The following is a 23,214-nucleotide window of genomic DNA, read 5'->3' as shown; positions in this document are numbered from 1 at the left end:
GCGGCGTCGCTCATACGGCACTCTCACTTCGAGCGTTGTCGGTCAGATCGGCGGACTCGACCAGGTGGATGAAGGCGTCTTCCATGGTCGGATCGGGCCGAGCGGCCGTGGCGGCATTGCGTTTGAGAATGTCCGGTGTGTCCAGGGCAATCAGTCGGGCGCGGTAGAGCATCGCCACCCGGTCACAGTATTCGGCCTCATCCATAAAATGGGTAGTCACCATCACAGTAACGCCCTTGCGTGCGAGACCATTGATGTGAGTCCAGAATTCGCGACGCGTGATGGGGTCGACCCCCGAGGTGGGTTCGTCGAGGAACAACACGGGTGGTTGATGCATGACCGCGCAAGCCAGCGCGAGGCGCTGCTTGAAGCCAAGTGGCAGTGAATCCGGTGCAGCTGACAGCCATGCGTCCAGCCCGAAGGTATGGATCATCTGATCGATTTGCCTGCGCCGCGCAGCACCTTCCAACCCGTATACTCCGGCGGAGAACTCCAGATTCTGCCGCACCGACAGCAAGCTGTAGAGCGAGAATTTCTGGGCCATGTAGCCAAGCTGGCCTTTCGCCGCGCCGGTGGCCCGGCGCAGGTCAAGCCCCACCACATGTGCCTCACCATGGGTGGGTTTGAGCAGGCCACACAGCATTTTGAAGGTGGTGGATTTGCCGGCCCCGTTGGGGCCAAGTAAACCGAAGATTTCGCCTTTACGCACCTGGAAGCTGACGTTATCGGTGGCGACGAAGTCACCGAATCGTTTGGTCAGGTTGCGGCAGGAGACGGCGATGTCTGAATCAAGGTGAACAGGAGGTAGTCGTTCGGCCAGAGCTGAGCGCCCACCGGGTCCGCCACCGAGAAGATCAATGAACGCGTCCTCGAAACGGGGCGGCACTGGGACCAGACGCGCGTTAACGCGATCGGCCATCGATCGGATTTCATTCGAGTCGGTATCGGCATGCAGTACCACTCGCACGCCTGCGCCTTGAATGACCCCATCGCTGATGCTGTCGAGATCAAGCGCATCGGCCAGAACGGAACGGCGCTGCTCGCCCACATCCTCCAGACGGAAGCTGCGATCCTTGAGTCGCCCGGTCAATCCACCCGGTGGTCCATCGTAGGCGAGCTGTCCGTCGTTCAGTAACAGCACAGTGTCACAGCGCTCGGCCTCATCGAGGTAGGCGGTAGACCAGACCACTGCCATTCCTTCATCGGTCAGCGCCTGCACCATTCGCCACAGATCCTGGCGGCTGACGGGATCGACGCCAACACCAGGCTCGTCCAGCAGGAGTACCCTGGGCCTGGCCATTAACGCGCAGGCCAGGCCCAGCTTCTGCTTCATGCCGCCGGACAGCTTTCCAGCCAGGCGCTCGGTGAAGGGCTCGAGGCGGGTAAATTCGAGCAGCTCAGCGAACAGGTTCTCGCGTCGATCGGCCGCCAGGCCGCGCAACTGCGCGTACAGGCGCATGTTCTCCATAACCGAAAGGTCTTCGTAGAGCCCGAAGCGCTGCGGCATGTAGCCGCTGGCGACATGGATCGCGTCGTTGTCATCGACAACATCAAAACCTGCGAGCGTGATGTGGCCGGCATCCGGCACCAGCAGGCCGGTCATCATTCTCATCAGGGTCGTCTTTCCAGCGCCGTCGGGGCCGACCAAACCAGTGAGGTGGCCGTAGCGGATACGTGCGCTGAGGCCACGCAGGGCCTCCACGCTTTTGAAGCGTTTAGTCACGTTGTTGATGACGACCGCAACATCCTTGTCGGCAATGGGCAAGTCAGTTGATGTAGAGGTGCCGGCGGCCATTTCACAAACCTTCTGCAGGGGTGGCGGCGCTCGGTGAGGTGTCGACTTCAATGGTTATCGGCATCCCCTGGCGCAGTCCAGCATCCGCATCGGCATGGTCGATCACGATCCGCAGGCGGTAAACCAGGTCCGTGCGTAAGTCGGTGGTCTCGACGGTTTTCGGGGTGAACTCGGCGCGTGGCGAGATGAATCCAATCTGGCCTCGATAGATTTTTTCGGAAGAGTCGCTGTGCACGCGTACTCGCTTGCCGGGCGAGATGAGGCCCAAGTCCGGCTCGCCAACGTAGGCGCGCACGTACACCGGCGAGTCCAGACTCAGGCTATAGACGGTGCTTTGGCTGCTCACCATGCTGCCCGGTTCAAGCACCCGTGCAATCACGGTCCCGGAACTCGGCGCCAGTAATGTGGTATCAGCGAGCGCAGTTTGTGCCTGTGCTCGCGCTGCTTCAGCAGCAGCCAGACGGGCCTGGGCGGCAGCAATGTCCTCGCTGCGGAATCCTTCGTTCGCCAGGGAGAGGGCGGCCTCGGCCGCCTTGACGCCTGCAGCCGCCTGGTCCCGCGCAGCGCGGGCGGCATCGACGGTTCGTTGGCTGCTGGCACCGGACGGGAGCAGGCTGCTCTGGCGATGATAATTGCGCTCGGCATCGGCGGCGACGGCCAGCGCCTGCTGAAGAGCCTCCTGTGCCTGCACGATCTCCTGGGGACGCAGCCCGTGGCGCAGCTTGTCCAGTTCCGCCACCGCAACGCGAACGTCGGCTTCCGCCGCTGCGAGCGCATCCTCGTAGGGCTTTGCATCAAGCGTAGCCATGTGCGCGCCACTTGGAACCGCATCACCCTCATCGAACCTCATTTCGGCTATACGCCCGGGCTGCCGGAAAGCCAACTGGACTTCGCGAATGTCGACGTTGCCGTACAGACGCAAAACGCCGTCTTCATCGCCTGTCCGCTGTAGCCATATCCACCCGAGGCCTATGACGATGGCAACGAGGGTAATCACAATGACGCGCTTCGCGGTAAGGGGGAGTAGGCCAATGACCTTCATTGAACGGCCCTCTGGTAGCTGATGAATGTGTCGGTTTCGTCAGCTGGTTTGGCAATTGGGATGTCGTGGACACCCATGGAGCTGGAAGTCATGGTGTCGCTGCGATGCCGCGGCGGTAGATTGCGAACACACCCGGAGCGTCACGCCGCATATGCGCGACGTCGCCCGCGAGCAGGGATTGCATTACCAGCCCCTGAATAGAGCCAATGAACAGAACGGCTGCCGTATTCTCATCCAGAGCCGCATCCAGCTCGCCCTGCGCCTTACCGGCTTCGAGCAGGCGTTGCAGCCGCTCGCCATATTGTTGGACAAAGGTCTGTACCATCTGCTTGGGCAGAGTGTTTCCCGGTCGCTGTAGTTCGCCGAAGAGCATGCGCGGTACGCCTGGGTGCTCGGAAATAAAATCAATATGCGCCATGAATATCGCCTCCAGGGCGGCAGCTGGCGACGGGGTACCTCCCGCTGCTGTGTCCACCCGAGCGAGGAGGCGTTCAGTGACCCACGACATCACCGCTTGCAGGATGGAATCCTTGGTCGGGAAGTGCCGGAATAGTGCACCCTGGGTCAGCCCCATGCGCTTGGCAATGGCCGCGGTTGTGATGTCGCTGGGGTTCTGCTCACCAGCCAGCCCAATCACTGCCTCGACTGTAGCCGCCCTGCGTTCTTCGGCTGGGAGGTGTTTGGGACGTTGAGTCATTGCTTGCAACTCCGAAAGAAAGTAATTGATTACTATCTTATCACTCGGTTTCCGTGGTGCAAGCGGATTCTTTCAGGAGCTACGTTTGAGTCAGCGTTAGGAGACGGGAGGGGAACAGAGAAAAAAAGAGGGCCAAGATGGCCCTCTGGGGGAAGCAGGGAGGGTGTTAGGGTTTCGCGGAATCGCCGACTCTGAAGCCGCTGCCTTTGGTGATGGTGGCTTCCGCGTAGCTGTTTTCCACGCTGGTGAGCTTGATGGTGCCGAGGGTGTTGTATTTCACTTTGAGCACGACCCCGGTTGCCGGGTCCTTGATCTCCTTGCCCTTGCGGCGGATGGTTAACGTCTGGCCGGATTTCAGGCCGGCGTTGGCGCCGGCGTTCAGGATGACGCTGTTGCCGTCCACATCCGCCAGGAGCACAGCCTTGGGCGCCTGGGCGGCACCACCGCCCAGGTCCAGGTCGGCCTTGGCCAGTTTGCCCACCAGTTCGTCGACGGCGCCGCGCAAGGCCTCGGTCGCACTTTTCTCGTTCCAGCTTTCGCCACCACCGAAGCCGAATACCTTTACGGTGGTAGAGGACTTGGAGCCACTGCCGGATTCGGCGAAGGCGATTCTCGATGTGTTTACATCCACGATGCGCACGTCCACCGTTGCGTAATAGCCCTTGCGGCCCACGTGAACGCCGCCACCGCCCGCGCCGCTTTTGCTCTGGCCATACTCGGTCACAGCTCCGGTGACTACGTATTGCACCCCAAGTATCTTGCCGATCCTGGCGGCGGTGGAGGGGTCCACGCGTCCGGATGCCCCAAGATTCTGCTCGGCAATGATGCTGTTGAGTTGCTCGCGTTCGTAAATATCGAAGTCCGAGCCTTTCACCAGCTCTGTGGTCAGTATATCCGCGGCGCCGCGGCCGACTCGCCAGCCACCGTGCTGGCTCTTGTTCTCGAAATCCATGACTGCGATGCGCGGTGCGCTCCAGGCCAGCATGGGGGCCATCAACAGGGCCGTGATCAGCAACCACGACTTCGCCATCGAGCTGCGAGACATTGCTTCTCTCCTCTTGTTGCTTCGCTCTTCTTGTTCTGGGTACGGGTCCACCGGAGTGGGCGGCCACCCTAGCACCGGGAAGCGGGAGGCAATATAGTGCAAATGCATTAACGGGCAGGTTCCCTTAATGATTTTGCCGGCATCTCAAGCCCTGGATTGCGAGCTATGGCAAAATTCGTTGCGGAGCAGGATCGCAGTGGCCATACATTGCATTCCTGGCTGAGTGGACACGATTGGCTCAACGCCCAGAACAGCGAAAGGAGGAAGGGACTATGCGGAATTACGGATCCAAGGTGTGGATTGCACTCATACTGCTCGCGTTTTCATCCGCGGGCTGGCCGGACGCGGACATTTCGGAGGCACTGCGGGCGAGTATCGAAAAGCGCATCTCGGTGGGTCACTACCCCGGGATCGTGATCGGAATCGTCGACGAAGCCGGGCCGCGTTACTATGGATTTGGCCGGGTTGAGCCTGGGGGAACCGCGGTTCCCGACAAGGACACGATCTACGAGATCGGCTCCATCGGGAAGACCTTCGCCGCAACCGTACTGGCCGATATGGTCGTCAAGGGCGAGGTCAGCCTGAATGACCCGGTTCAGGCGTACCTGCCGGAGCCGGTGTCCATGCCCCGCTTCGAGGACCGGCCGATTACCCTGGAACATCTGGCAACCCATGGCTCCGGTCTGCCGCGGATGCCGTCCAACTTCGCTCCCGCCGACCCACTGAATCCGTTTGCGGATTACGGGGTTCAGGATCTCTATGACTATCTGAACGCCGAGGAACTGACCGTCGCGCCGGGTTCAAGGCGGCTGTACTCCAATGTGGGTTTCGGGCTTCTCGGGCATGTGCTTTCCCTCAGTGCCGGTCGAAGTTACGAAGAGCTTATTCGCGAGCGAATTACCCAGCCCCTCGCCATGGCGAGCACGGAAATGCGACTGGGCCGGGCGCTTGAAAAACGTCTGGCGCCCCCGTATGCCCTGGAGGAGGGCGAGTTGGTTGGCTCAAAAAACTGGGATGTGCCGGTTCTCGCCGGCGCGGGCGGTCAGCGGTCCTCCACTGCGGATATGTTGCGCTATCTTGCCGCGCAACTCGGATTGATTGATGAAAACGCGCTGGGAAAGGCAATGGGTTTGTCCCAGGAGCCCCGCGGTAAATTTACGGGTGCGGGAATCGGCCTCGCATGGAGCATAAGTGGCAGTGAAGAGCGTCCCATCTACGCCCACAACGGTGGTACCGGCGGATATCGGACCTTTGCGGGGTTTGTGCCTTCCGAAAAGTTTGGGGTCATCGTGATGACTAACTCCACAGCATCAGTAGACGACATCGGCGTTCACCTGTTGGTAGACTCGTTCCCGCTGGAATACTGAGTAGCCGCGACGCGTCTGAGCCGCTGACAGCCACCTGGCCGAGTAAAATAAATGATCACTCTTTACCATTGCATGAGCGCCCGTTCGTTCCGCCCGCTGTGGATACTGGAGGAACTTGGCATCCCCTATGAACTGGTGGTGCTTCCTTTCCCGCCGCGTTATATGGCGCGCTCCTTTCTGGACACCAACCCTCTGGGAACCGTCCCTTTGCTGGTCCATGGAAGTACGCAAATGACCGAATCGGCGGGGATGTGCCAGTACCTGTGTTCACTGGTGGACGGGACGGAGCTGAAGGTGCGGCCGGGCGAGGAGGGCTACGGCGCGTATCTTAATTACCTTCACTTCGGTGAGGCCACGCTGACCTTTCCGCAAACCTTGCTGCTGCGCTACGGCCGCTTCGAACCACAAGAGCGGCGGCAGACTCAGGTGGTGGAGGACTACACCCGGTGGTTTCTGGCCCGCCTTGCCACGCTGGAGCCGCTGCTGTCAGAGTCTCCCTACGTGGCAGCCGGGCGTTTCACCGCTGCAGATGTTTCGGTGGGTTATGCATTGATGCTGGCGGAGCACCTGGACCTCGCGGGAGAGTTCACCCCGTCCGTATCCGAATACTGGGGGCGCTTGCAGGGCCGCGCAGCCTATCAACGCGCATTACAGTCCCAGAGGCAGGCGGCGGAAGCCCAGGGGGTTTCCACCAAGCCTGCTCCCGATACGGTTCCGTAAAGGTTTACGCCTCCCGCGTCGGCTTTGCCGCGGGCACCGACAGCATCAACACGAATCCAATTGCCAGCAGCAGGATGATCATGCTCATACCCGCCCGCTGGCTGCCAAACAGGCCTGTAACCCAGCCCACCAGCAAGGGCCCCAGAAAAGCCGTAATCTTGCCGGACAGGGCGAACAAGCCGAACATCTGGGTGCGCAGATGTTCGGGCGCGACCCGGGCCATGTAGGAACGGCTTCCGGCCTGCACGGGCCCCACGAAGATTCCCAGGGCGATTCCCAGAACCCAGAACAGGGTGGTGGACTGAATGACCAGAACGGTTGAACCCAGGGCTATCAGCCCCGCGAGGCAAACCAGCACGGTCGGCTTGCTGCCCAGCCAGTCGTCCACCCAGGCGAATGCCGCGGCGCCCAGGCCTGCACTCACATTCAATGCGATTCCGAACATCAGCACCTGCCCCTCGCTGAAGCCGAAGGTGCCCGCAGCGTAGACGCCGCCAAAGGCAAACAGCGTGGCGAGGCCGTCGATGAAGAACATCCGGGCCAGCAGGAAGCGCAGGATGGGCATGTAGGCCCGCAACTCCCGTATGGAACTGCGGAGTTGCTTCAGTCCGTCACCGACGGCCTGGCCGAGCCGTTTGCCGGATGCAGCCTGGTCCGGCGCAAACAGCAGCAGGGGCAGTGAAAAAACGCCGAACCAGATCGCGACCAGCACAAAGGTGGCCCGAACGTGACTGGCGTCATCGCGCGGCAGGTCGAGCCAGGGGTTATCCCCCACCAGGGCCTGCAGGGCGAGCAGCAGACTGAGCAGCCCGCCGGCATAGCCGAGGCCCCAGGCCCACCCGGACCAGCGACCCAGGTGATCCGGCCGGGCGAGGCCGGGGAGCATGGCGTTGTAGAAGATGGCCGCAAATTCGGCGGCCACTGTCGCCAGGCCGGCCAGCAACATGGCCGGAAGGACCCAGTTGTTGTCCGGCTGCACCCACCACAGGGAGGCGGTTGCCAGCACTGCAATCAGGGTCAGAAAGCCAAGCCACGGCTTGCGCCGCCCGTATTGGTCGGCCACGGCGCCAAGCAGGGGCCCGCCCAGGGCGATCAGCAGCCCCGCAAAGCCCATGGTGGCCCCCCATTGACTGGTACCGAGGGTCTCGTCCGCGGCAACCTGCCGGGTAAAATAGATGGGGAATACGAAGGTGGCGATGATGGCCGCAAAGCTGCTGCTGGCGAAATCGTAAAACGCCCAGCTCACCCGGGCCATGGGCGATGCGGGGTCAGTTCGAGCGCTCGCTGCCGGATTCACAAGGTCTGTCATAAGCGCCTCAGCCAGAAGTGAAATGCAAGAGTATCAGCTTTTGCGGGAGGCCCGGAATCGGGCCCCGGTTTCTCTTGATCTCCCCGTGCCGCTGTCTTACCGTAGCCGCCCATGGACCTCTCTCGCGAATCTCCCGCATACCTGCTCGCGGCTCAGCTCGGCGAGGCTTTACGCCGCCGGGGCTGGAACGTGACTACGGCGGAATCCTGCACCGGCGGTGGGGTCAGCTTTGCCCTCACAAGCGTACCCGGCAGCTCCGGGTGGCTGGAAGGCGCTTACGTGACCTACAGCAACCGCATAAAAACCGCGCTGCTGGGCGTAGAGGAGCGGGTGCTGGAGACCGATGGTGCGGTCAGCGAGGCCACGGTCCGGCAGATGGCGGCAGGGGCACTGCGGCTGAGCGGGGCGGACCTGGCCGTATCCATCAGCGGCATTGCCGGCCCGGACGGCGGCACCGCCAGCAAACCCGTGGGTACCGTGTGGTTCGCCTGGATGCGGGCAGGGGAGGAGGCGGTTGTGGCCCGCCATGTGTACAAAGGAAACCGCGATGCGGTGCGGGAACAGGCTATAATGACGGCTCTTCAGGGCCTGCTGGGATTGGCGGGCTGAGTGCCGTATACCGGCGCCGCGCGTCGCGAAGCGGCGATGGCTGTATATTTAGCTGTATATTTACCTACCAGTGTTTGTATATACAGTGAAAATACTGTAATGTGGCGCACCTGAAACACAGCAGTTAACCCCAGACGGGGCTGCCAACGAAACTCTAAATCGCGACTAGCCACTGAATACCGAGGTGTCCTATGGATCAGAATAAGGAAAAAGCCCTGCAAGCAGCCCTGGGCCAGATCGAGCGTCAGTTCGGCAAGGGCACTGTCATGCGCATGGGCGACAGGGAAAAGGTAGCCATTCCATCCATTTCCACCGGCTCGCTGGGCCTGGATGTGGCACTGGGCGTGGGTGGTCTGCCGCGCGGCCGGATCGTCGAGATCTACGGGCCTGAATCCTCGGGTAAAACCACGCTGACCCTTCAGGTGATCGCCGAAGCCCAGCGCAAGGGCGGAACCTGTGCCTTCGTGGATGCGGAACACGCTCTGGATCCCATATATGCTGAAAAGCTCGGCGTCAACGTGGACGACCTCGTCGTCTCCCAGCCGGACACCGGCGAGCAGGCCCTGGAAGTGGCGGACATGCTGGTGCGCTCCGGCGCGGTGGATGTGCTGGTTGTGGACTCCGTGGCCGCGCTGGTGCCCAAAGCTGAAATTGAAGGCGAGATGGGCGATCATCACGTGGGTCTCCAGGCCCGCCTGATGTCCCAGGCGCTGCGGAAGATCACCGGTAACATCAAAAATGCCAACTGCCTGGTGATCTTCATCAACCAGATCCGCATGAAAATCGGTGTCATGTTCGGCAACCCCGAGACCACCACGGGCGGTAACGCCCTCAAGTTCTATTCATCAGTACGCCTGGATATTCGCCGCATTGGCGCGGTGAAGGACGGCGACGAGGTGATCGGTAACGAGACCCGGGTGAAGGTGGTGAAGAACAAGGTGGCCCCGCCCTTCAAACAGACCGAATTCCAGATTCTGTACGGTGGCGGTATCAACCGCCTCGGAGAAGTGATCGACTACGGCGTGAAGCTGGGCCACGTGGAGAAATCCGGCGCCTGGTACAGCTACCAGGGCAACAAGATCGGCCAGGGCAAGAACAACGTGGTCAAGTTCCTTCAGGAGAACGAATCCATTGCCCAGGAACTTGAACAGAAGATCCGCGCCGAGCTTCTCGGAGACGTGACCGTCAAGAAGGACGACGAGGACGTCGCTGAGCTGGAAGCCAAGCAGTAAACCGATCAGAAACGATCGAACCGGGAAACGAGACAACAAGAATAATGATCAGTACACCCAAAGCCTCCCACGCCGGGGCGGAGGAGCAGCAGGCGGCTGAAGCGGAAGGCCAGGCGGAGCAGGTTACGTCCGGGGCCGTTCGCTATGCCGCCATGTCCTTGCTCGCCCGCCGAGAGCATTCCCGCCTGGAGTTGCGGCAGAAGCTGAATCGCCGCTTTGATGCTCCGGAGCTTATCGACACCGTCATTCAGAACCTGGCCGATGAGGCACTGCAAAGCGAAGATCGCTTTGCAGAGGCCTTCGTCAATATGCGCCGAAACCGCGGTCAGGGTCCCGTGCGTATCATCAACGAGCTTCAGATGCGCGGCATACCCGAGGCCATTTACAGCCGTTATGTGGACCCGGGTGATGAGGATTGGCGGGAACGTGCCCGTGATATCTGCTTGCGAAAATACGGGTCCCTGGCCAGCAAGCCGGCTCAACAGGCCAAGCAGATGCGGTTTCTCCAGTACCGCGGGTTCACAGCCGAGCAGATTCGCTCACTGTGGCGGAACGTGGATTAGTCTGAGAACCTAGATTCTTTTCACACCCCGTACTCCGTTAGCCGCCTCCAGGCGCGCGGCATACCCGGCGGCCATCTGACTGCAATGCTCGTGGGCTTCCGACAGGAGGGCCAGGAGCGTGCGGGCCTTGTCCTGGGCGAGCTGGGCATTGACGGATTGCAGGCGTTGCTGCAGCAGGTCATGCAGGGTGGGAAAGCGGCGATCGTAGAAGCCGTAGGGGCAGTGCTGAAGTCGCCTGGCGATGACTGCGTAATCATTGGCAATCTTGGCGGTCAATTCCCGCGCGTGCAGTTCCAGGTTCTTGGGCGCGTCTTTCGTCAGGTAACTTTGCACTATCGCCAGCTCCTCCAGATCCGTCGCCAGTTTCCCTGCGCGTTGCGCGATTCTGCTGAACTCTCGCAAGGTGGTCAGGATGCGGCCGCCGGTTGCCCGGTTGGCTGTGTCGAGGCTCAAAGCGCGGCACAGTCGTTCCCCCATGAGGCGGTTCTGGTGCCGCAGCTCCTCGCCTTTCTCCCGCAGTTTGGGCTCCAGCAGGCTGGTCTCACGCCCAGGATCGGATGGGTTCTCCCCATTGTGCTGATAGCGAAACCTGACACCGGCCAAGGTGATCTTCTTCGCCGCCGACAACTCCACAAACTGCTTACGCAGGCGCTCGTACCTGGATAAAGCCTGCGGACGGTCCGGGAGCAGATTACGGAGTTGCGCAATACATTGTTCGAGCTTCTGGATCTGCTGTCTGCGGTCACTGACCACGAGCTCGGATTCCGCGGGCAGGTCCCAGAACTGGCTGGGGTGAAACCAGCCCACGAAATAATCCCGGGCTACGGCGCGCAGACGCGCCTGGTTGTCCTGGCGGCGTTGCAGGGCATCGAGAGGCATCAGCCTCGATAAGTCCAGTCCGTGAGCCTGGTAGACGCTGCGGGTGATGAGCGTGTCCCTTCGGGAAAACTCGCTCACGAGCGAGTGTGCCGGCCGGTCGGAGCGGAGAACGCCGGTTGCAGCAGGCGCGGTGGGTTTCGCACTGGTGTTCGAGGGAAGGGTGCGTGAGCCAACATAGCTGGAGAGGCTGTCCACGAGCGGCTCGCTGGAGGTGCGCTGTAGCATGTCCTGAAGCGCCTCCAGCCAGGCGGCTTCTACGGACCGGATTTTTTCGCGCAGCATTCTTTGTTCCGAGCCGAACACCAGACCTTGGTAACCGTTGGCGATTGGATCACGCTCCGACAGGCGTCGCGTAATCCTGGCCTCCTGGGCCCGGACGCTTCGGATGCGAAGTTCTTCCAGCCCCTCCACCAATGAAAGCAGCTTCCGCAATACACCGCCCACACCCTGTGTGCTCAATTTGGCACGGAACTCCTGAATGCGGTCGATGCGGGCGCTTCCGTATGAGCGCAGCCCCATAGCGACTGCTGTCATGAGTCCGTAGGGGCGGCGGTCGGTTTCCGGGCCGTAGCGGCCGCACTCGCGCGCGATCAGTGCGCCCAGCTCGCTGATGCTCAGCGCCGCCACGAGCGGCATTCCCAAATACAGGTCGACCTGCGGCGCCAGTGGTTTTCTCAGAGCGAGCAATTGACCGGGGCTGCTGCGAAGCCGGGCGCGCAGTTCCGGCTCGGGGGTCAGGTAGATGCCGGCGGGAACGGGAGCGTTAAGCAATTTGCAGATGGCGGCCACCAGTACCACCAGCTGCGGATCTTCCTTGGTTTTTACACTCAACCGGGCCGGGGGGCGTGATTTGCGGGGCCACACCAGCAGTGCAATGAAGCCGAGGCTGGCCAGCATGGCCAGAACAGGCACAGGCAGAAAAAGAGTTCCCAGCAATGGTGACAAATCCGTCAAAGCGCCCCGGAGCACCCACAAGCCGCCGCTTACCGCAAGCAGCATGATGATCAAACCCGAAACCAGGGTTGCGGGATTCAGCAGGCTCCGCAGACAGGAGAACCAGAGCCGTAACCGGGCTGCAACCGGGCGCTTGACCTGCAGATCTCCTTTGGGCGGCAGCTTGAACAGACTTTTTATGTAGTCACTTGCGGCGGCAACCGAATGGTTCGACAGTGGCCGCTTCCCTGGCGTGTTTGCGGATTTCCCGGGGGCGGGCCGCCCATTGCCTGCCTCTTGTGTGCTGCGGCGGGGCGGGTTGCCGGCACTTGTAGCATGCCGGCTGGTCGTTCCCGGTCGAGTGGCGGAAGAGCGTTTCTGAACCGGCCTGGCTTCGTGTTTGGTCGGCGGATCGATGGTTGTGTCCAGCCCAAGGTCGGCAAGCCGATCGCTGAGGGTCACAGCCTGCTCATAACTGAGCTGGTTTTTCAGGACCTGCGGTTTGCCGGCGCGCAGGCGGGTGATGAGTTCCGGTCGAATCCGGGCGGACTGGAGGTAGCGGACCAGTTCGTCCCAACGGTCCCCTTCGGTATGAAGGCTGCGATTGCCTGCGGCCACAATGACACTGAATTGCATCTGGATCGCCCCGTCTCGCGTCTTTTTTGTTGTGGGTGCGGCAGCTTAGCGGCTTTGTCAGGAAAGTCGGTGGAGCGGATCACGTGGCGCGATAGACCACGTCACAAATACAGGTAAAGGACCGTAAGGCGGGTTTTCGACTCACGGTTCAGGCGGGGAGGGAATCAGTCTATAATCGCGCCCCTCATTTCCCACTTCAACAGGAGTTCGCTGTGTCCAAGCAGATATTGTTATTGCCCGGTGATGGCATTGGCCCGGAAATCGTGGCCGAGGCGCGCAAGGTGCTTGAGAAGGCGAACGCGCTCATGGGCCTGGATCTGCAGTTTTCCGAGGCTCTGCTGGGTGGCAGTGCGACGGACGCCGCCGGCCAGCCGCTGCCGGAAGAGACGCTTGAACAGGCCCGCCGCTCGGACGCCATACTCATGGGTTCGGTGGGCGGCCCGCAGTGGGACAATATCGAGCGGTCGCTGCGCCCCGAGCAGGGCCTGCTGCAGTTGCGCTCCGGCCTGGACCTGTTTGCCAATCTCCGTCCGGCGCTGCTCTATCCCCAACTGGCCGCGGCGTCCTCATTGAAAGAGGAGATTGTGTCCGGTCTCGACATCGTTATCGTGCGCGAGCTTACCGGCGGTATCTACTTCGGGCAGCCCCGGGGCATTCATACCCTGGAGAACGGCGAACGGGAGGGTTTCAATACCTACCGTTATGCTGAACACGAGATTGAGCGCATTGGCCGGGTTGCGTTCGAGCTCGCGCAGAAGCGCAACAAAAAATTGTGCTCCGTCGACAAGGCCAATGTACTCGAGGTGACCATCCTCTGGCGGGAGATTATGACTGAGTTGGCGAAGGACTATCCGGATGTGGAGTTGTCACACATGTACGTGGATAACGCAGCTATGCAACTGGTCCGTGCGCCCAAGCAATTCGATGTGATTGTTACTGGCAACATGTTTGGCGACATCCTTTCCGACGCGGCGGCGATGCTCACCGGATCAATCGGGATGTTGCCTTCTGCGTCGCTGAACGGTAGTGGTGCCGGCCTGTACGAACCCTGTCACGGCTCGGCCCCGGATATTGCCGGTCAGGGAGTGGCAAACCCGTTGGCAACCATTCTGTCCGGGGCGATGATGCTTCGGTACTCGCTGGGTCAGGCTGAAGCGGCGGCCCGCATTGAACAGGCGGTTGGGCGTGTGCTGGACCAGGGCCTGCGCACCGCTGACATTCAGTCTGACGGCTGTCGGCAGGTGTCTACCTCCGAGATGGGAGATGCAGTTGTGGCCGCACTCACGTAGAATGGTGCAATCACACTAGTTCGTCAGAGACCGTTTTTTGCTCCGTTTACCAGGCGGTGGCGCGGTGAAAAACCGGCGCAATATTCGCTCTGGATGATCGGGTTCTTTGATCCCGACCCGCAAAAATTGACGTCAGCTTTATCGTTCGAGCTGTCACATTTTCGAGAAAGGCGCTGACGAAAGACTCGCGACTGGAGACCGTATATGAGAGTAGGATTTGTAGGCTGGCGCGGCATGGTAGGTTCCGTATTGATGGAGCGCATGCTGGCCGAGTCAGATTTCGAGGGCATCGAGCCGGTATTTTTTACCACCTCCAACGTGGGCGGCAAGGGGCCGGACATTGGCCTCGACATCCCGGCTCTCAAAGATGCAAAAGCCGTAGACGAATTGAAGCCCATGGATGCGATCATCTCCTGTCAGGGCGGGGATTACACCAGCGAAATGCATCCGCAACTGCGCAAATCCGGATGGCAGGGTTACTGGATCGACGCGGCGTCGACTCTGCGCATGGCCGATGATTCCATCGTCGTTCTGGACCCCATTAATGCAAACGTCATCAAGGATGGACTTGCCCGCGGCGTCAAGGATTACATCGGTGGCAACTGTACCGTCAGCCTGATGCTGATGGGCCTGGGCGGCCTGTTTCGCGAAGGTCTGGTCGAGTGGATGACCGCCATGACTTACCAGGCGGCCAGTGGCGCGGGCGCCCAATCCATGCGCGAACTGATTCAGCAGATGGGCACCATTCATGATTCCGTGGCCGACAAGCTGGCCGATCCGCAAAGCGCCATTCTAGAGATCGACCGGCTGGTGATTGAGCGGATGCGCGATCCGTCCTTTCCCGTGGACAACACCGTTGCGCCCCTCGCCGGCAGTGTGCTGCCCTATATCGACAAGCAATTGGACAATGGCCAGAGCCGGGAAGAATGGAAGGCACAGGCGGAGGCGAACAAGATCCTCGGCAACACCCGGGCCGTGCCCATTGACGGCATCTGTGTGCGGATGGGCTCCATGCGCTGCCATAGCCAGGCGCTCACCATCAAGCTCACCAAGGACGTGCCTCTCGCCGATGTAGAGGCCATCGTCGCCTCGAGCAGTGACTGGACGACTGTGGTGCCCAACGATCGGGACGAGTCGCTCCGGAGCCTGACCCCCACCCATGTGAGCGGGACCATGAATATACCCGTGGGCCGCATGCGCAAGATGAACATGGGTGACGAGTATCTGTCGGCATTTACGGTGGGAGACCAACTCCTGTGGGGGGCGGCCGAGCCGCTTCGCCGCATGCTGCGGATTCTTCGCGAGCAATAACATTTATCAGCGCGGGGACCTCTCGGGTGCCCGCGCTGTTTCCGTTCACTCTTCCCATCCCATCAGTGGTCCACACATGAGTTGCAATATCGCGATCGTCGGTGCAAACAGCGCCGTGGGTGAAGTCCTGTTGCAGGTCATCGACGAACTAAAACTGCCCATCGATCGACTGCATATTCTCGCTCCAAACCCCGAAGACGAGGAACAGGTGGTGCGCAATCGGAAACCCCTGCCTACCGAGCGCCTCGGGGATTTTGATTTTTCCACCGTCCGGCTGGTGTTCTTCGTGGACGACCAGGCGCTGTCGGCGGACTTTGCCGCGCGGGCCAGCGAGGCCGGTGCCTTCGTGGTTGACTGCTCGGCCCAGTTTCGCTCGGCCGAGGACGTGCCGCTCGTAGTTCCCGAGGTCAACGGTGAGCTGCTCGAGGCCCTGCAGCCCGGGGCCCTGGTGGCCAGCCCTTCGCCCGCCAGTGTTTTTCTGTCTCTTGTTCTCAAACCGCTGGTCGCCGTCGCCAATCTGACGCGAGTCGGAGTCTGCAGTATGCACCCGGTATCCGCCCAGGGGCGGGGCGGAGTCGATGAACTGGCCGGGCAGACGGCACGGTTGCTCAATGGCCTGGGTGCCGATGCGGAGGTTTTTCCGAAGCAGGTGGCGTTCAACCTGCTCCCCCAGACCTCGGCCCTGTCCGCCAATGGTTATTCGGCGGAGGAGATAGACCTGCTGACGGAAACCCGGCGAGTACTGGATCTTCCAGATCTGCCCCTGAATCCCACCTGTGTCCAGGCACCCGTGTTTTACGCCCACTCGGAGGCGATCAGCGTGGAGGCGGACCGTCCGCTGCCCGCAGGCGAGGTGAGTGCTCTGCTGTCCAGAGCGCCCGGCCTCAAGCTGAACCGTAAAAACGATGGCGGACCCACCCCGGTCCAGGACGCGACGGGCGAAAACCTGCTGATGGTCGGGCGGGTTCGCCAGGCGCTCGATAACGAGCGGGAAGTAAATCTGTGGTGTGTGGGGGACCATCTGCGCAAAGGCGCCGCGCTCAACGCTGTACAAATCGCCGAAATATTGCTAAAAACCCATCTGTAATGAATACTTACGGCAATGAGTGAAGAAATATTCTAGCTTTTGCCAGCCGCCGTCCACCGCTGCCAACCGCTCTGCCGCCCCTTCCGCTGGCTATAAACGCGCCATTTCGGCCGAATAGCAGCCTGCGACCGGGTGCGGATGCGGCGATCCCGGGGCTGGATTGTGAACGGGTTCAAAATCGAATCCAGTGGGCAGCGCGAGCAATTTCCGGCAGCTACCATGCACGGGGGCCGCGCGCCCGTAAGTGAACACTTTTTTCCCGCGTCAGTCTGGCGCGTGAAAGCGTTTCGGTATTTAGAGGTCAAAGACGCTGGCACTGCCAAGATGGCGGTTCGCACTGGGGCCGAGGAGATAACAAAAGGATAATCCTATGCATCTTCGTAAGCTGACGTTTACCGTTGGGCTGGTGGGAGCCATGTGCACGACATGGGCCTACGGACTCGGCTTGGGTGAAATTACGCTGAAATCCACGCTCAACCAGCCCCTCGATGCGGAAATCAAGCTGCTCCAGGTTCGCAATCTCACCGAAGAAGAAATCCTCGTGGATCTCGCCAAGGCCGAGGACTTCCAGCGGTTCGGGGTGGATCGCATCTTTTTCCTGCAGAATCTCGACTTCGACGTGAACCTGGACCACCCGGGCGGCCCGGTTGTGAGAGTCACCACGGACGAACCGGTTCGCGAGCCCTATCTGATCTTTCTCCTCGAAGCTCAGTCTCCCGCAGGCGGACGCCTGTTGCGGGAATACACCTTGTTAATGGACCTGCCCGTCTTCGCGGAGGACGCCGCCGCACAGCCCGTTCAGGGCGCGCAGGCTGGCCCCGCTCCCCGTGAGCAGGCCCAGGCCCCCCGCGCCGCTCCCCAGCCTGAGCCCATTCGCCCCGCGCAACCGGAGCAGCGCCAAGGCGAGCCGCCGCGCGCGCAACCCGCACCCGCACGCCGGGTAGCTCCCGAGCCTGGTGTCGAGGTTTATGGGCCGGTACAGGCGAACGATACGCTCTGGGAAATCGCCGAAAGAGTGAGGCCAGGCACGGGCGTGACCATGCAGCAGACCATGCTCGCCCTGCAGCGCACTAATCCGGATGCCTTCATTAACGGCAACATCAATCTTCTGAAGAGCGGTCAGGTTCTGCGGATCCCCAGCGAAAGCGAATTCCAGGCCCTTGATGCGCAATCCGCTGTTTCGGAAGTTGCCTACCAGAACAGTCAGTGGAGCGCAGCCCGGGATGGCCAGACGGCTGGCGCCGAGCTGGACGCGTCCTCCAGCCGTGCTCCTGTTCAGACGCGGGATGAAGGACGTCGTGGGCAATTGACCCTGGCGGCTCCGGGTCAGGCCGATCAGGCCGGAGAGCGGTCCGGCGCGGGGGATAGCTCTGCGACTACGGAAGCACTCGAAAACGAGCTTGCAATTACCTCTGAAGAGTTGGATGCAGCCCGCCGGGAGAACCAGGAGCTGAGCACGCGGGTCGCGGACCTGGAAGAACAGATCGCGACCATGGAGCGTCTGCTGGAAGTCAGCAGCGAAGAACTGCGCACAATGCAGCTTGCGGCGGAACAGAACAGGGAGCAGCAGGAAGGCGACCCCGCGGATGGTGAGACCACCCCAGCGGATGCCGAGCAGGAGGCAACAGCGGAGCAGGGCGGAGACGAAGTTGATTCCGCCGAGAGCGCCGCAGCCGCCGATGATACTGCGGCCGAGGAGCAAGCGGCGCCCGAAGAGCAAGCTGCCGAAGCGGCTCCTGAGCCCGTGGCCCAGCCTATCAATACTGTTGTGCCCCAGATTCCGCCGCAGCCTACTGTGATGGACATGGTGATGGCCAACCTCTGGTACATCCTTGTTGCGGTGCTGGCGCTGCTGGGCGGCCTGGTTTACTTCCTCCACCGACGCAGCCAGGCGGCGGAAATGGCCGCATTCGAGGCTCTTGATCACGATGACTTTGATCACTTTGACGAAGACGGCGACGACTTCAGCCTGGAAGAGTCAGGCGGGTTCGATGAGGACGTAAACTTCAGCGCCGAAGATCCGCTCAACTCGCAGGAGGAGTTTGAGGAAACCGAAGAGCCGGTGGAGGCAGAAACCGGCGACGCGGTCGGGGAGGCGGATATCTACATCGCCTATGGAAAATTTGAACAGGCCGAGGAGATGTTGCAGAAGGCCATCGTTCAGGAGCCCAATCACATCGAAGCGCGCCTGAAGCTGCTCGAGGTGTACTCGGAAACGAAGGACATCGACAAGTTCGACCGGGAGTATGGGCACCTGCTCTCCCTCGGCGACGGCGCTGCAAGCGCCCGCGCTGGCGAGTTGCGCGCGGGCATTCCAGGCGCAGCGCCATATGTCGGTGATCTGGAAGCGGCCCCGAGCGCCGGCGCTTCCTCGGAATCGGAAGGCAGCCTGGGATCGAACGACGATCTGAGTTTCAACGACGGGGATATGGACCTGGGCGACCTGTCGCTCGACGACCACTCTGCCAGTGGCAACACAGAGAGTGAGGAGGAGCCGCTTCTTACCCTCGACAGCACCGTGGCGGAAGATAGCGGCTCCGACGACCTGGGTGAGCTGAGCTTCGACCTGGACGGCGACGCCGGTGAGCTGAGCTTCGACCTGGACGAAGCAGGTGCGGACGCCGGATCGAAAGCTCAGGAAGCTTCTGCCGGTGAAATGAATTTTGATTTCGATCTCGACCTGAGCGATGACGCGGAGGCTGAGAGCCCGGGAAGCGCCGGGAAAGAGCCCGAATCCGATGAGTTCGATCTGGGCGATGACTTTTCCTTTACTGCCACCGAGGGCGATGATGAACTCGATCTTTCCTTCGAGGCGGACGGTGCAGACGCGAAAGAATCCGCTGCGGCGGAACAAGCGAGCGACGAGAGCGGCCTCGATTTCAGCCTCGAGCTGGATGAGCTCTCATTGGATGCAGAGGAGTCCGACATCCCGTCGCTGGACACAAAAGTCGAGGGGGAATCCGGAGAAGAACCAGAGCTCGAGTTCTCGCTGGACACCGAAGCCGATGATTCTGATGAGCTGCTGAATCTGGACCTGGGTGGCTCGGCGGACCAAGCAGACGACGAAGTAGGGGATATCTTCTCCGACATGGAGTTCGGCTCCGAGTCGCTGGACGACGCCATGAACCTCGGCGGTGAACAACCCGCGGCTGCGCCCTCCGCTGAAGCCGCAGCGCCCGCCGTCGGCGACGATGGTGATGATGCTTTTGATATGGACCTGGACGACCTGGACCTGAAGGCTCTGGATCAGGAGATGGATGCGCTGGTAGGCGGTGTGGACGACGATTTCGATGACGATCTCGCTGTTGCCGCCCCACCCAAAGCTGCCGCTGCTCCGGCTACCGAGCCCAGTACAGACTCTGCGCTCAACATGGGCGGGCTGTCCACAGGCGGCGAAGCAGAAGAGCAGGAAGAGCTGTTCAACTTCGACAGCAACGAGTTCGGTGAGGACCAGGACCTCGGGGTTGAAGAGGACCTGGACAGCGAACTGGGTTTTCTCTCCGATGCGGATGAAGTGGCCACAAAGCTCGACCTCGCGCGCGCCTACATCGACATGGGTGATCAGGACGGGGCCAAGGATATTCTCGAGGAAGTGAGCAGCGAAGGAAGCGATGACCAGAAGCGGGAAGCTGCGGAACTGCTCGAGAAGATTGACTGACCCGGGCCCACCCGGACGCGACGACAAGCCTTGTGGGTGAAAATCCACAGGGCTTTTTTATTTGTAACCCTATCCACGCGGACCTGTATGACCTCAGCAAACTACACGCGCAACTGCGAACTGAAGCCCGGCATGATGTTTCCTGAGGGCATGCGCCGGGTATGCTTGTGTGTAGAGTACAACGGTGCCCAGTTTCACGGTTTTCAGGCCCAGAAATTTGCGGTGGATACGGTGCAGAAAAGTCTCCAAGCGGCCCTGTCCAGCGTTGCGGACGAGCCGATCACACTGGTCTGCGCGGGCCGGACAGATGCGGGCGTCCACGCCAGTTCTCAGATAGTGCATTTCGATACCCTCGCCGAGCGACCCCTGAAAGCGTGGTCCCTGGGGGTGAACGCCCGATTGCCCCAGGGTGTCAGCGTGCGCTGGGCGCGCGAGATCGGGCCGGAGTTTCACGCCCGCTTCAGCGCTGTGGCGAGGAGTTATCGCTACATCGTCTACAACTCCCCCACACGTCCGGCGTTGATGCGGGATCAGGTTACCTGGCAAAAGCGTCCCATGAATTTCGAGCGGATGGTGGAAGCAGCTCGCTGTCTGGTGGGCGAGCACGATTTCAGCTCCTTTCGGGCGAGCCAGTGTCAGGCTCGCAGTCCGGTGCGTCACCTGCAGCGACTGCGCTTTGCCCGCACCCGGGAGCTGATGGTGGTGGAGCTCAGGGCCAACGCCTTTCTTCACCACATGGTTCGCAACATCATGGGTGTGCTGATGACCGTCGCCTGCGGGGACAAACCCGCGGAATGGGTTGCCCAGGTGCTGGAAGCCCGGGATCGCACCCAGGGCGGAGTGACCGCGCCCGCTGCGGGACTCTACCTGGTCCGGGTGGAGTACCCGGAAGCCTTCGACTTGCCGGCGGGGGAGGGCGGGCCCTACTTCCTTCCGGAGACTCTCACCTGGGCTGAGTGCTGAGTGCTGAGTCGCTCAAGCACGTGCTCCCGCCGGACTTGCCGGGCCGGGTCCAGGCCGAGGGGAAAGTGGCCCGGATTTCTGTTAATATTCCTCCCCTTGTGGTGCCGCCTCTCGGCCTCATGCAACACTCTCCCGATTCCTGAAGGACCCTATGCCCAGTTACACCCGGACCAAGATCTGCGGCATCACAGCACCAAGTGATGCCTTGCTGGCGGCCGAGTTCGGGGCGGACGCAATCGGCCTGGTGTTCTACGAAAAAAGCTCTCGCTGCGTTTCACCGGAGGTCGCCCGGGAGATTGCCTTCGCCGCGGGGCCCTTCATCACCCTGGTTGGACTGTTCGTGAACGCCGCTCCGGAAGAGGTAAAGGAAGTTCTGCAGCGTGTGCCGCTCCAGCTCCTGCAGTTTCACGGCAATGAATCACCCGAATACTGCGAGCAATTCGGCCGGCCTTACATCAAAGCCCTGAAGGTTGCGGAGCTGGACTCACCATACCCGGATGAAGCCGCGCTGGAGCACAGCCGCCGGCAAATCCTCGAGCAGGCCCGGGCCTACAGGAACGCTCAAGGTATTCTGCTGGACACCTTGAGCGCGAAAGGGCACGGGGGCACCGGCGAAAGTTTCAACTGGCAATGTGTACCTCGCGACGAACACATCAACTGGATCCTTGCCGGTGGCCTTGGCCCCGATAACGTTGGCCGGGCAGTGCAGGTGGCCCGTCCTTACGCAGTGGATGTGAGCAGCGGTGTTGAGCGTTCCCGCGGACTCAAGGATGCAGAAAAAATGCGCCTGTTCATCCAGGCAGCCCACGCGGCAAACCCCGATCAATAGCGGAAAACAGGTTTCTTGCTGAATGACTTCCTCGACAAAAGATTACGGCACACTTCCCACGGCCTCTGGCCACTTCGGGCCCTACGGCGGTCGGTTCGTAGCCGAGACCCTGATCGACGCGCTCGACCAGCTCAACGAGCTCTATCAGCGCATGAAGGACGACCCGGAGTTTCTGGCGGAATTCGACCGGGATCTCAGCTTCTATGTAGGCCGTCCGTCGCCGCTCTATTTCGCAGAGCGATTCACCCGTGAACTGGGCGGAGCGCAGATCTACTTCAAGCGCGAGGACCTGAATCACACGGGCGCCCACAAAATCAACAACACCATCGGCCAGGCCCTGCTCGCGAAGCACACCGGCAAGCGACGTGTGATTGCGGAAACAGGCGCGGGGCAGCACGGCGTTGCCACCGCGACCATCGCGGCGCGGCTCGGGCTCGAATGCCAGGTCTACATGGGCGCGGAAGACGTGAAGCGCCAGGCCCCCAATGTGTACCGCATGAAGTTGCTGGGCGCGGAAGTGATTCCGGTAACGTCCGGCTCCCGCACGCTCAAGGACGCCATGAATGAAGCCATGCGCGACTGGGTCACCAATGTGGACGATACCTTCTACATCATCGGCACGGTTGCCGGTCCTCACCCGTACCCGCAACTGGTACGGGATTTTCAATCCGTCATCGGCCGGGAGGCCCGGGAGCAGTGCCTCGCCCAGGCGGGCCGTCTGCCGGATGCACTGGTGGCATGCGTGGGCGGTGGCTCCAATGCCATCGGGCTGTTCTACCCCTTCCTGAATGACGAGGCGGTTGCCATGTATGGTGTGGAAGCGGGTGGCGATGGTGTCGAAACGGGCCGGCACGCCGCACCGCTCAATGCGGGCATTCCAGGCGTGCTCCATGGCAACCGCACCTATCTCATGGAAGACGAGGACGGGCAGATCATCGAGACCCATTCGATCTCGGCGGGTCTGGACTACCCGGGTGTGGGCCCGGAACACGCCTGGCTGAAGGACATCGGCCGGGTGAACTATGTGTGCATCAACGATGACGAAGCGCTCGCAGCGTTCCGCAAGATCACCCGCACCGAGGGTATCATTCCTGCCCTGGAGTCCAGCCACGCCCTCGCCTATGCGGAGAAGCTGGCCCCCACCATGGCGACCGATCAGATCCTTGTGGTGAACCTGTCCGGTCGCGGTGACAAGGATCTCATGACCGTGGCTGAGATTGACGGCCTGAAACTCTGAAAGCCAAACAACA

The 23,214-nt window shown here is 61.3% G+C and carries 18 protein-coding genes; 12 read left to right on the top strand and 6 right to left on the bottom strand.

From position 1 onward, the window contains the following. Positions 1 to 10: 10 nt before the first annotated feature. The 4 genes from ACURWW_RS02135 to ACURWW_RS02120 form a co-directional block, all read right to left on the bottom strand. Positions 11 to 1,795, bottom strand: coding sequence for an ATP-binding cassette domain-containing protein (locus tag ACURWW_RS02135; protein ID WP_445615366.1), 1,785 nt, complete (start codon positions 1,793 to 1,795; stop codon positions 11 to 13). A 1-nt stretch (position 1,796) separates the two neighbouring features. Continuing rightward, positions 1,797 to 2,837, bottom strand: coding sequence for a secretion protein HlyD (gene hlyD, locus ACURWW_RS02130; RefSeq protein ID WP_445615365.1), 1,041 nt, complete (start codon positions 2,835 to 2,837; stop codon positions 1,797 to 1,799). A gap of 88 nt (positions 2,838 to 2,925) precedes the next feature. Further along, entirely contained in the window at positions 2,926 to 3,534 is a 609-nt protein-coding gene (locus tag ACURWW_RS02125; protein ID WP_445615364.1) for a TetR/AcrR family transcriptional regulator, read from the bottom strand. A 166-nt stretch (positions 3,535 to 3,700) separates the two neighbouring features. Continuing rightward, a complete protein-coding gene (locus tag ACURWW_RS02120) occupies positions 3,701 to 4,579 on the bottom strand; it encodes a CsgG/HfaB family protein (protein WP_445615363.1) in 879 nt (292 codons plus the stop codon). Between the two features lie 272 nt (positions 4,580 to 4,851). Here ACURWW_RS02120 and ACURWW_RS02115 point away from each other — a divergent pair, with 272 nt between their 5' ends. Together ACURWW_RS02115 and ACURWW_RS02110 are read left to right on the top strand one after the other, a co-directional pair. After that, positions 4,852 to 5,946, top strand: coding sequence for a serine hydrolase domain-containing protein (locus ACURWW_RS02115; RefSeq protein ID WP_445615362.1), 1,095 nt, complete (start codon positions 4,852 to 4,854; stop codon positions 5,944 to 5,946). Between the two features lie 51 nt (positions 5,947 to 5,997). After that, positions 5,998 to 6,666, top strand: coding sequence for a glutathione S-transferase family protein (locus tag ACURWW_RS02110; protein ID WP_445615361.1), 669 nt, complete (start codon positions 5,998 to 6,000; stop codon positions 6,664 to 6,666). 4 nt (positions 6,667 to 6,670) lie between these two features. On the opposite strand, the gene ACURWW_RS02105 is transcribed toward ACURWW_RS02110, so the two are convergent. After that, positions 6,671 to 7,975: an MFS transporter gene (locus ACURWW_RS02105; RefSeq protein ID WP_445615360.1), complete on the bottom strand. Its 1,305-nt coding sequence runs from the start codon at positions 7,973 to 7,975 to the stop codon at positions 6,671 to 6,673. A 111-nt stretch (positions 7,976 to 8,086) separates the two neighbouring features. Between ACURWW_RS02105 and ACURWW_RS02100 the strand changes: the two genes are divergently transcribed. The 3 genes from ACURWW_RS02100 (at position 8,087) to ACURWW_RS02090 (ending at position 10,379) form a co-directional block, all read left to right on the top strand. Next, positions 8,087 to 8,584 (top strand): CinA family protein, encoded by a 498-nt coding sequence (locus tag ACURWW_RS02100; RefSeq protein ID WP_445615359.1) that lies wholly within the window; start codon positions 8,087 to 8,089, stop codon positions 8,582 to 8,584. Positions 8,585 to 8,775: 191 nt separating this feature from the next. Beyond that, positions 8,776 to 9,816: a recombinase RecA gene (recA, locus tag ACURWW_RS02095; RefSeq protein WP_445615358.1), complete on the top strand. Its 1,041-nt coding sequence runs from the start codon at positions 8,776 to 8,778 to the stop codon at positions 9,814 to 9,816. 44 nt (positions 9,817 to 9,860) lie between these two features. Beyond that, positions 9,861 to 10,379 (top strand): regulatory protein RecX, encoded by a 519-nt coding sequence (locus ACURWW_RS02090; RefSeq protein WP_445615357.1) that lies wholly within the window; start codon positions 9,861 to 9,863, stop codon positions 10,377 to 10,379. 9 nt (positions 10,380 to 10,388) lie between these two features. On the opposite strand, the gene ACURWW_RS02085 is transcribed toward ACURWW_RS02090, so the two are convergent. Continuing rightward, on the bottom strand, positions 10,389 to 12,827 hold the full coding sequence (locus ACURWW_RS02085; RefSeq protein WP_445615356.1) for a hypothetical protein: 2,439 nt from the start codon (positions 12,825 to 12,827) through the stop codon (positions 10,389 to 10,391). Positions 12,828 to 13,039: 212 nt separating this feature from the next. Between ACURWW_RS02085 and leuB the strand changes: the two genes are divergently transcribed. The 7 genes from leuB to trpB all read left to right on the top strand — a co-directional run bounded on the left by leuB (position 13,040) and on the right by trpB (position 23,201). After that, entirely contained in the window at positions 13,040 to 14,116 is a 1,077-nt protein-coding gene (gene leuB / locus ACURWW_RS02080; RefSeq protein WP_445615355.1) for a 3-isopropylmalate dehydrogenase, read from the top strand. Between the two features lie 204 nt (positions 14,117 to 14,320). Continuing rightward, positions 14,321 to 15,427, top strand: coding sequence for an aspartate-semialdehyde dehydrogenase (asd, locus tag ACURWW_RS02075; RefSeq protein WP_445615354.1), 1,107 nt, complete (start codon positions 14,321 to 14,323; stop codon positions 15,425 to 15,427). A 76-nt stretch (positions 15,428 to 15,503) separates the two neighbouring features. Continuing rightward, positions 15,504 to 16,514 (top strand): aspartate-semialdehyde dehydrogenase, encoded by a 1,011-nt coding sequence (locus tag ACURWW_RS02070; protein ID WP_445615353.1) that lies wholly within the window; start codon positions 15,504 to 15,506, stop codon positions 16,512 to 16,514. Between the two features lie 370 nt (positions 16,515 to 16,884). Then, positions 16,885 to 20,172 (top strand): FimV/HubP family polar landmark protein, encoded by a 3,288-nt coding sequence (locus tag ACURWW_RS02065; protein ID WP_445615352.1) that lies wholly within the window; start codon positions 16,885 to 16,887, stop codon positions 20,170 to 20,172. Positions 20,173 to 20,259: 87 nt separating this feature from the next. Continuing rightward, positions 20,260 to 21,135, top strand: a complete 876-nt coding sequence (truA, locus tag ACURWW_RS02060; protein WP_445615351.1) for a tRNA pseudouridine(38-40) synthase TruA — start codon at positions 20,260 to 20,262, stop codon at positions 21,133 to 21,135. Positions 21,136 to 21,286: 151 nt separating this feature from the next. Next, positions 21,287 to 21,964 carry a phosphoribosylanthranilate isomerase gene (locus ACURWW_RS02055; protein ID WP_445615350.1) on the top strand — a complete coding sequence of 226 codons (678 nt, stop codon included), beginning with the start codon at positions 21,287 to 21,289 and terminating at the stop codon, positions 21,962 to 21,964. A 22-nt stretch (positions 21,965 to 21,986) separates the two neighbouring features. Beyond that, positions 21,987 to 23,201 (top strand): tryptophan synthase subunit beta, encoded by a 1,215-nt coding sequence (trpB, locus tag ACURWW_RS02050; protein ID WP_445615349.1) that lies wholly within the window; start codon positions 21,987 to 21,989, stop codon positions 23,199 to 23,201. Positions 23,202 to 23,214: the final 13 nt, after the last annotated feature.

This window comes from Gilvimarinus sp. F26214L (assembly GCF_054401055.1).
The sequence above is the reverse complement of the archived record's forward strand: the minus strand, read 5'-3'. Positions and strand labels throughout refer to the sequence as shown.

What these genes read in the sequence shown, in the direction of transcription:
- ACURWW_RS02135 (WP_445615366.1), bottom strand. Translation starts at nt 1,795, where the DNA reads ATGGCCGCCGGCACCTCTACATCAACTGACTTGCCCATTGCCGACAAG.
- hlyD (WP_445615365.1), bottom strand. Translation starts at nt 2,837, where the DNA reads ATGAAGGTCATTGGCCTACTCCCCCTTACCGCGAAGCGCGTCATTGTG.
- ACURWW_RS02125 (WP_445615364.1), bottom strand. Translation starts at nt 3,534, where the DNA reads ATGACTCAACGTCCCAAACACCTCCCAGCCGAAGAACGCAGGGCGGCT.
- ACURWW_RS02120 (WP_445615363.1), bottom strand. Translation starts at nt 4,579, where the DNA reads ATGTCTCGCAGCTCGATGGCGAAGTCGTGGTTGCTGATCACGGCCCTG.
- ACURWW_RS02115 (WP_445615362.1), top strand. Translation starts at nt 4,852, where the DNA reads ATGCGGAATTACGGATCCAAGGTGTGGATTGCACTCATACTGCTCGCG.
- ACURWW_RS02110 (WP_445615361.1), top strand. Translation starts at nt 5,998, where the DNA reads ATGATCACTCTTTACCATTGCATGAGCGCCCGTTCGTTCCGCCCGCTG.
- ACURWW_RS02105 (WP_445615360.1), bottom strand. Translation starts at nt 7,975, where the DNA reads ATGACAGACCTTGTGAATCCGGCAGCGAGCGCTCGAACTGACCCCGCA.
- ACURWW_RS02100 (WP_445615359.1), top strand. Translation starts at nt 8,087, where the DNA reads ATGGACCTCTCTCGCGAATCTCCCGCATACCTGCTCGCGGCTCAGCTC.
- recA (WP_445615358.1), top strand. Translation starts at nt 8,776, where the DNA reads ATGGATCAGAATAAGGAAAAAGCCCTGCAAGCAGCCCTGGGCCAGATC.
- ACURWW_RS02090 (WP_445615357.1), top strand. Translation starts at nt 9,861, where the DNA reads ATGATCAGTACACCCAAAGCCTCCCACGCCGGGGCGGAGGAGCAGCAG.
- ACURWW_RS02085 (WP_445615356.1), bottom strand. Translation starts at nt 12,827, where the DNA reads ATGCAATTCAGTGTCATTGTGGCCGCAGGCAATCGCAGCCTTCATACC.
- asd (WP_445615354.1), top strand. Translation starts at nt 14,321, where the DNA reads ATGAGAGTAGGATTTGTAGGCTGGCGCGGCATGGTAGGTTCCGTATTG.
- ACURWW_RS02070 (WP_445615353.1), top strand. Translation starts at nt 15,504, where the DNA reads ATGAGTTGCAATATCGCGATCGTCGGTGCAAACAGCGCCGTGGGTGAA.
- ACURWW_RS02065 (WP_445615352.1), top strand. Translation starts at nt 16,885, where the DNA reads ATGCATCTTCGTAAGCTGACGTTTACCGTTGGGCTGGTGGGAGCCATG.
- truA (WP_445615351.1), top strand. Translation starts at nt 20,260, where the DNA reads ATGACCTCAGCAAACTACACGCGCAACTGCGAACTGAAGCCCGGCATG.
- ACURWW_RS02055 (WP_445615350.1), top strand. Translation starts at nt 21,287, where the DNA reads ATGCCCAGTTACACCCGGACCAAGATCTGCGGCATCACAGCACCAAGT.
- trpB (WP_445615349.1), top strand. Translation starts at nt 21,987, where the DNA reads ATGACTTCCTCGACAAAAGATTACGGCACACTTCCCACGGCCTCTGGC.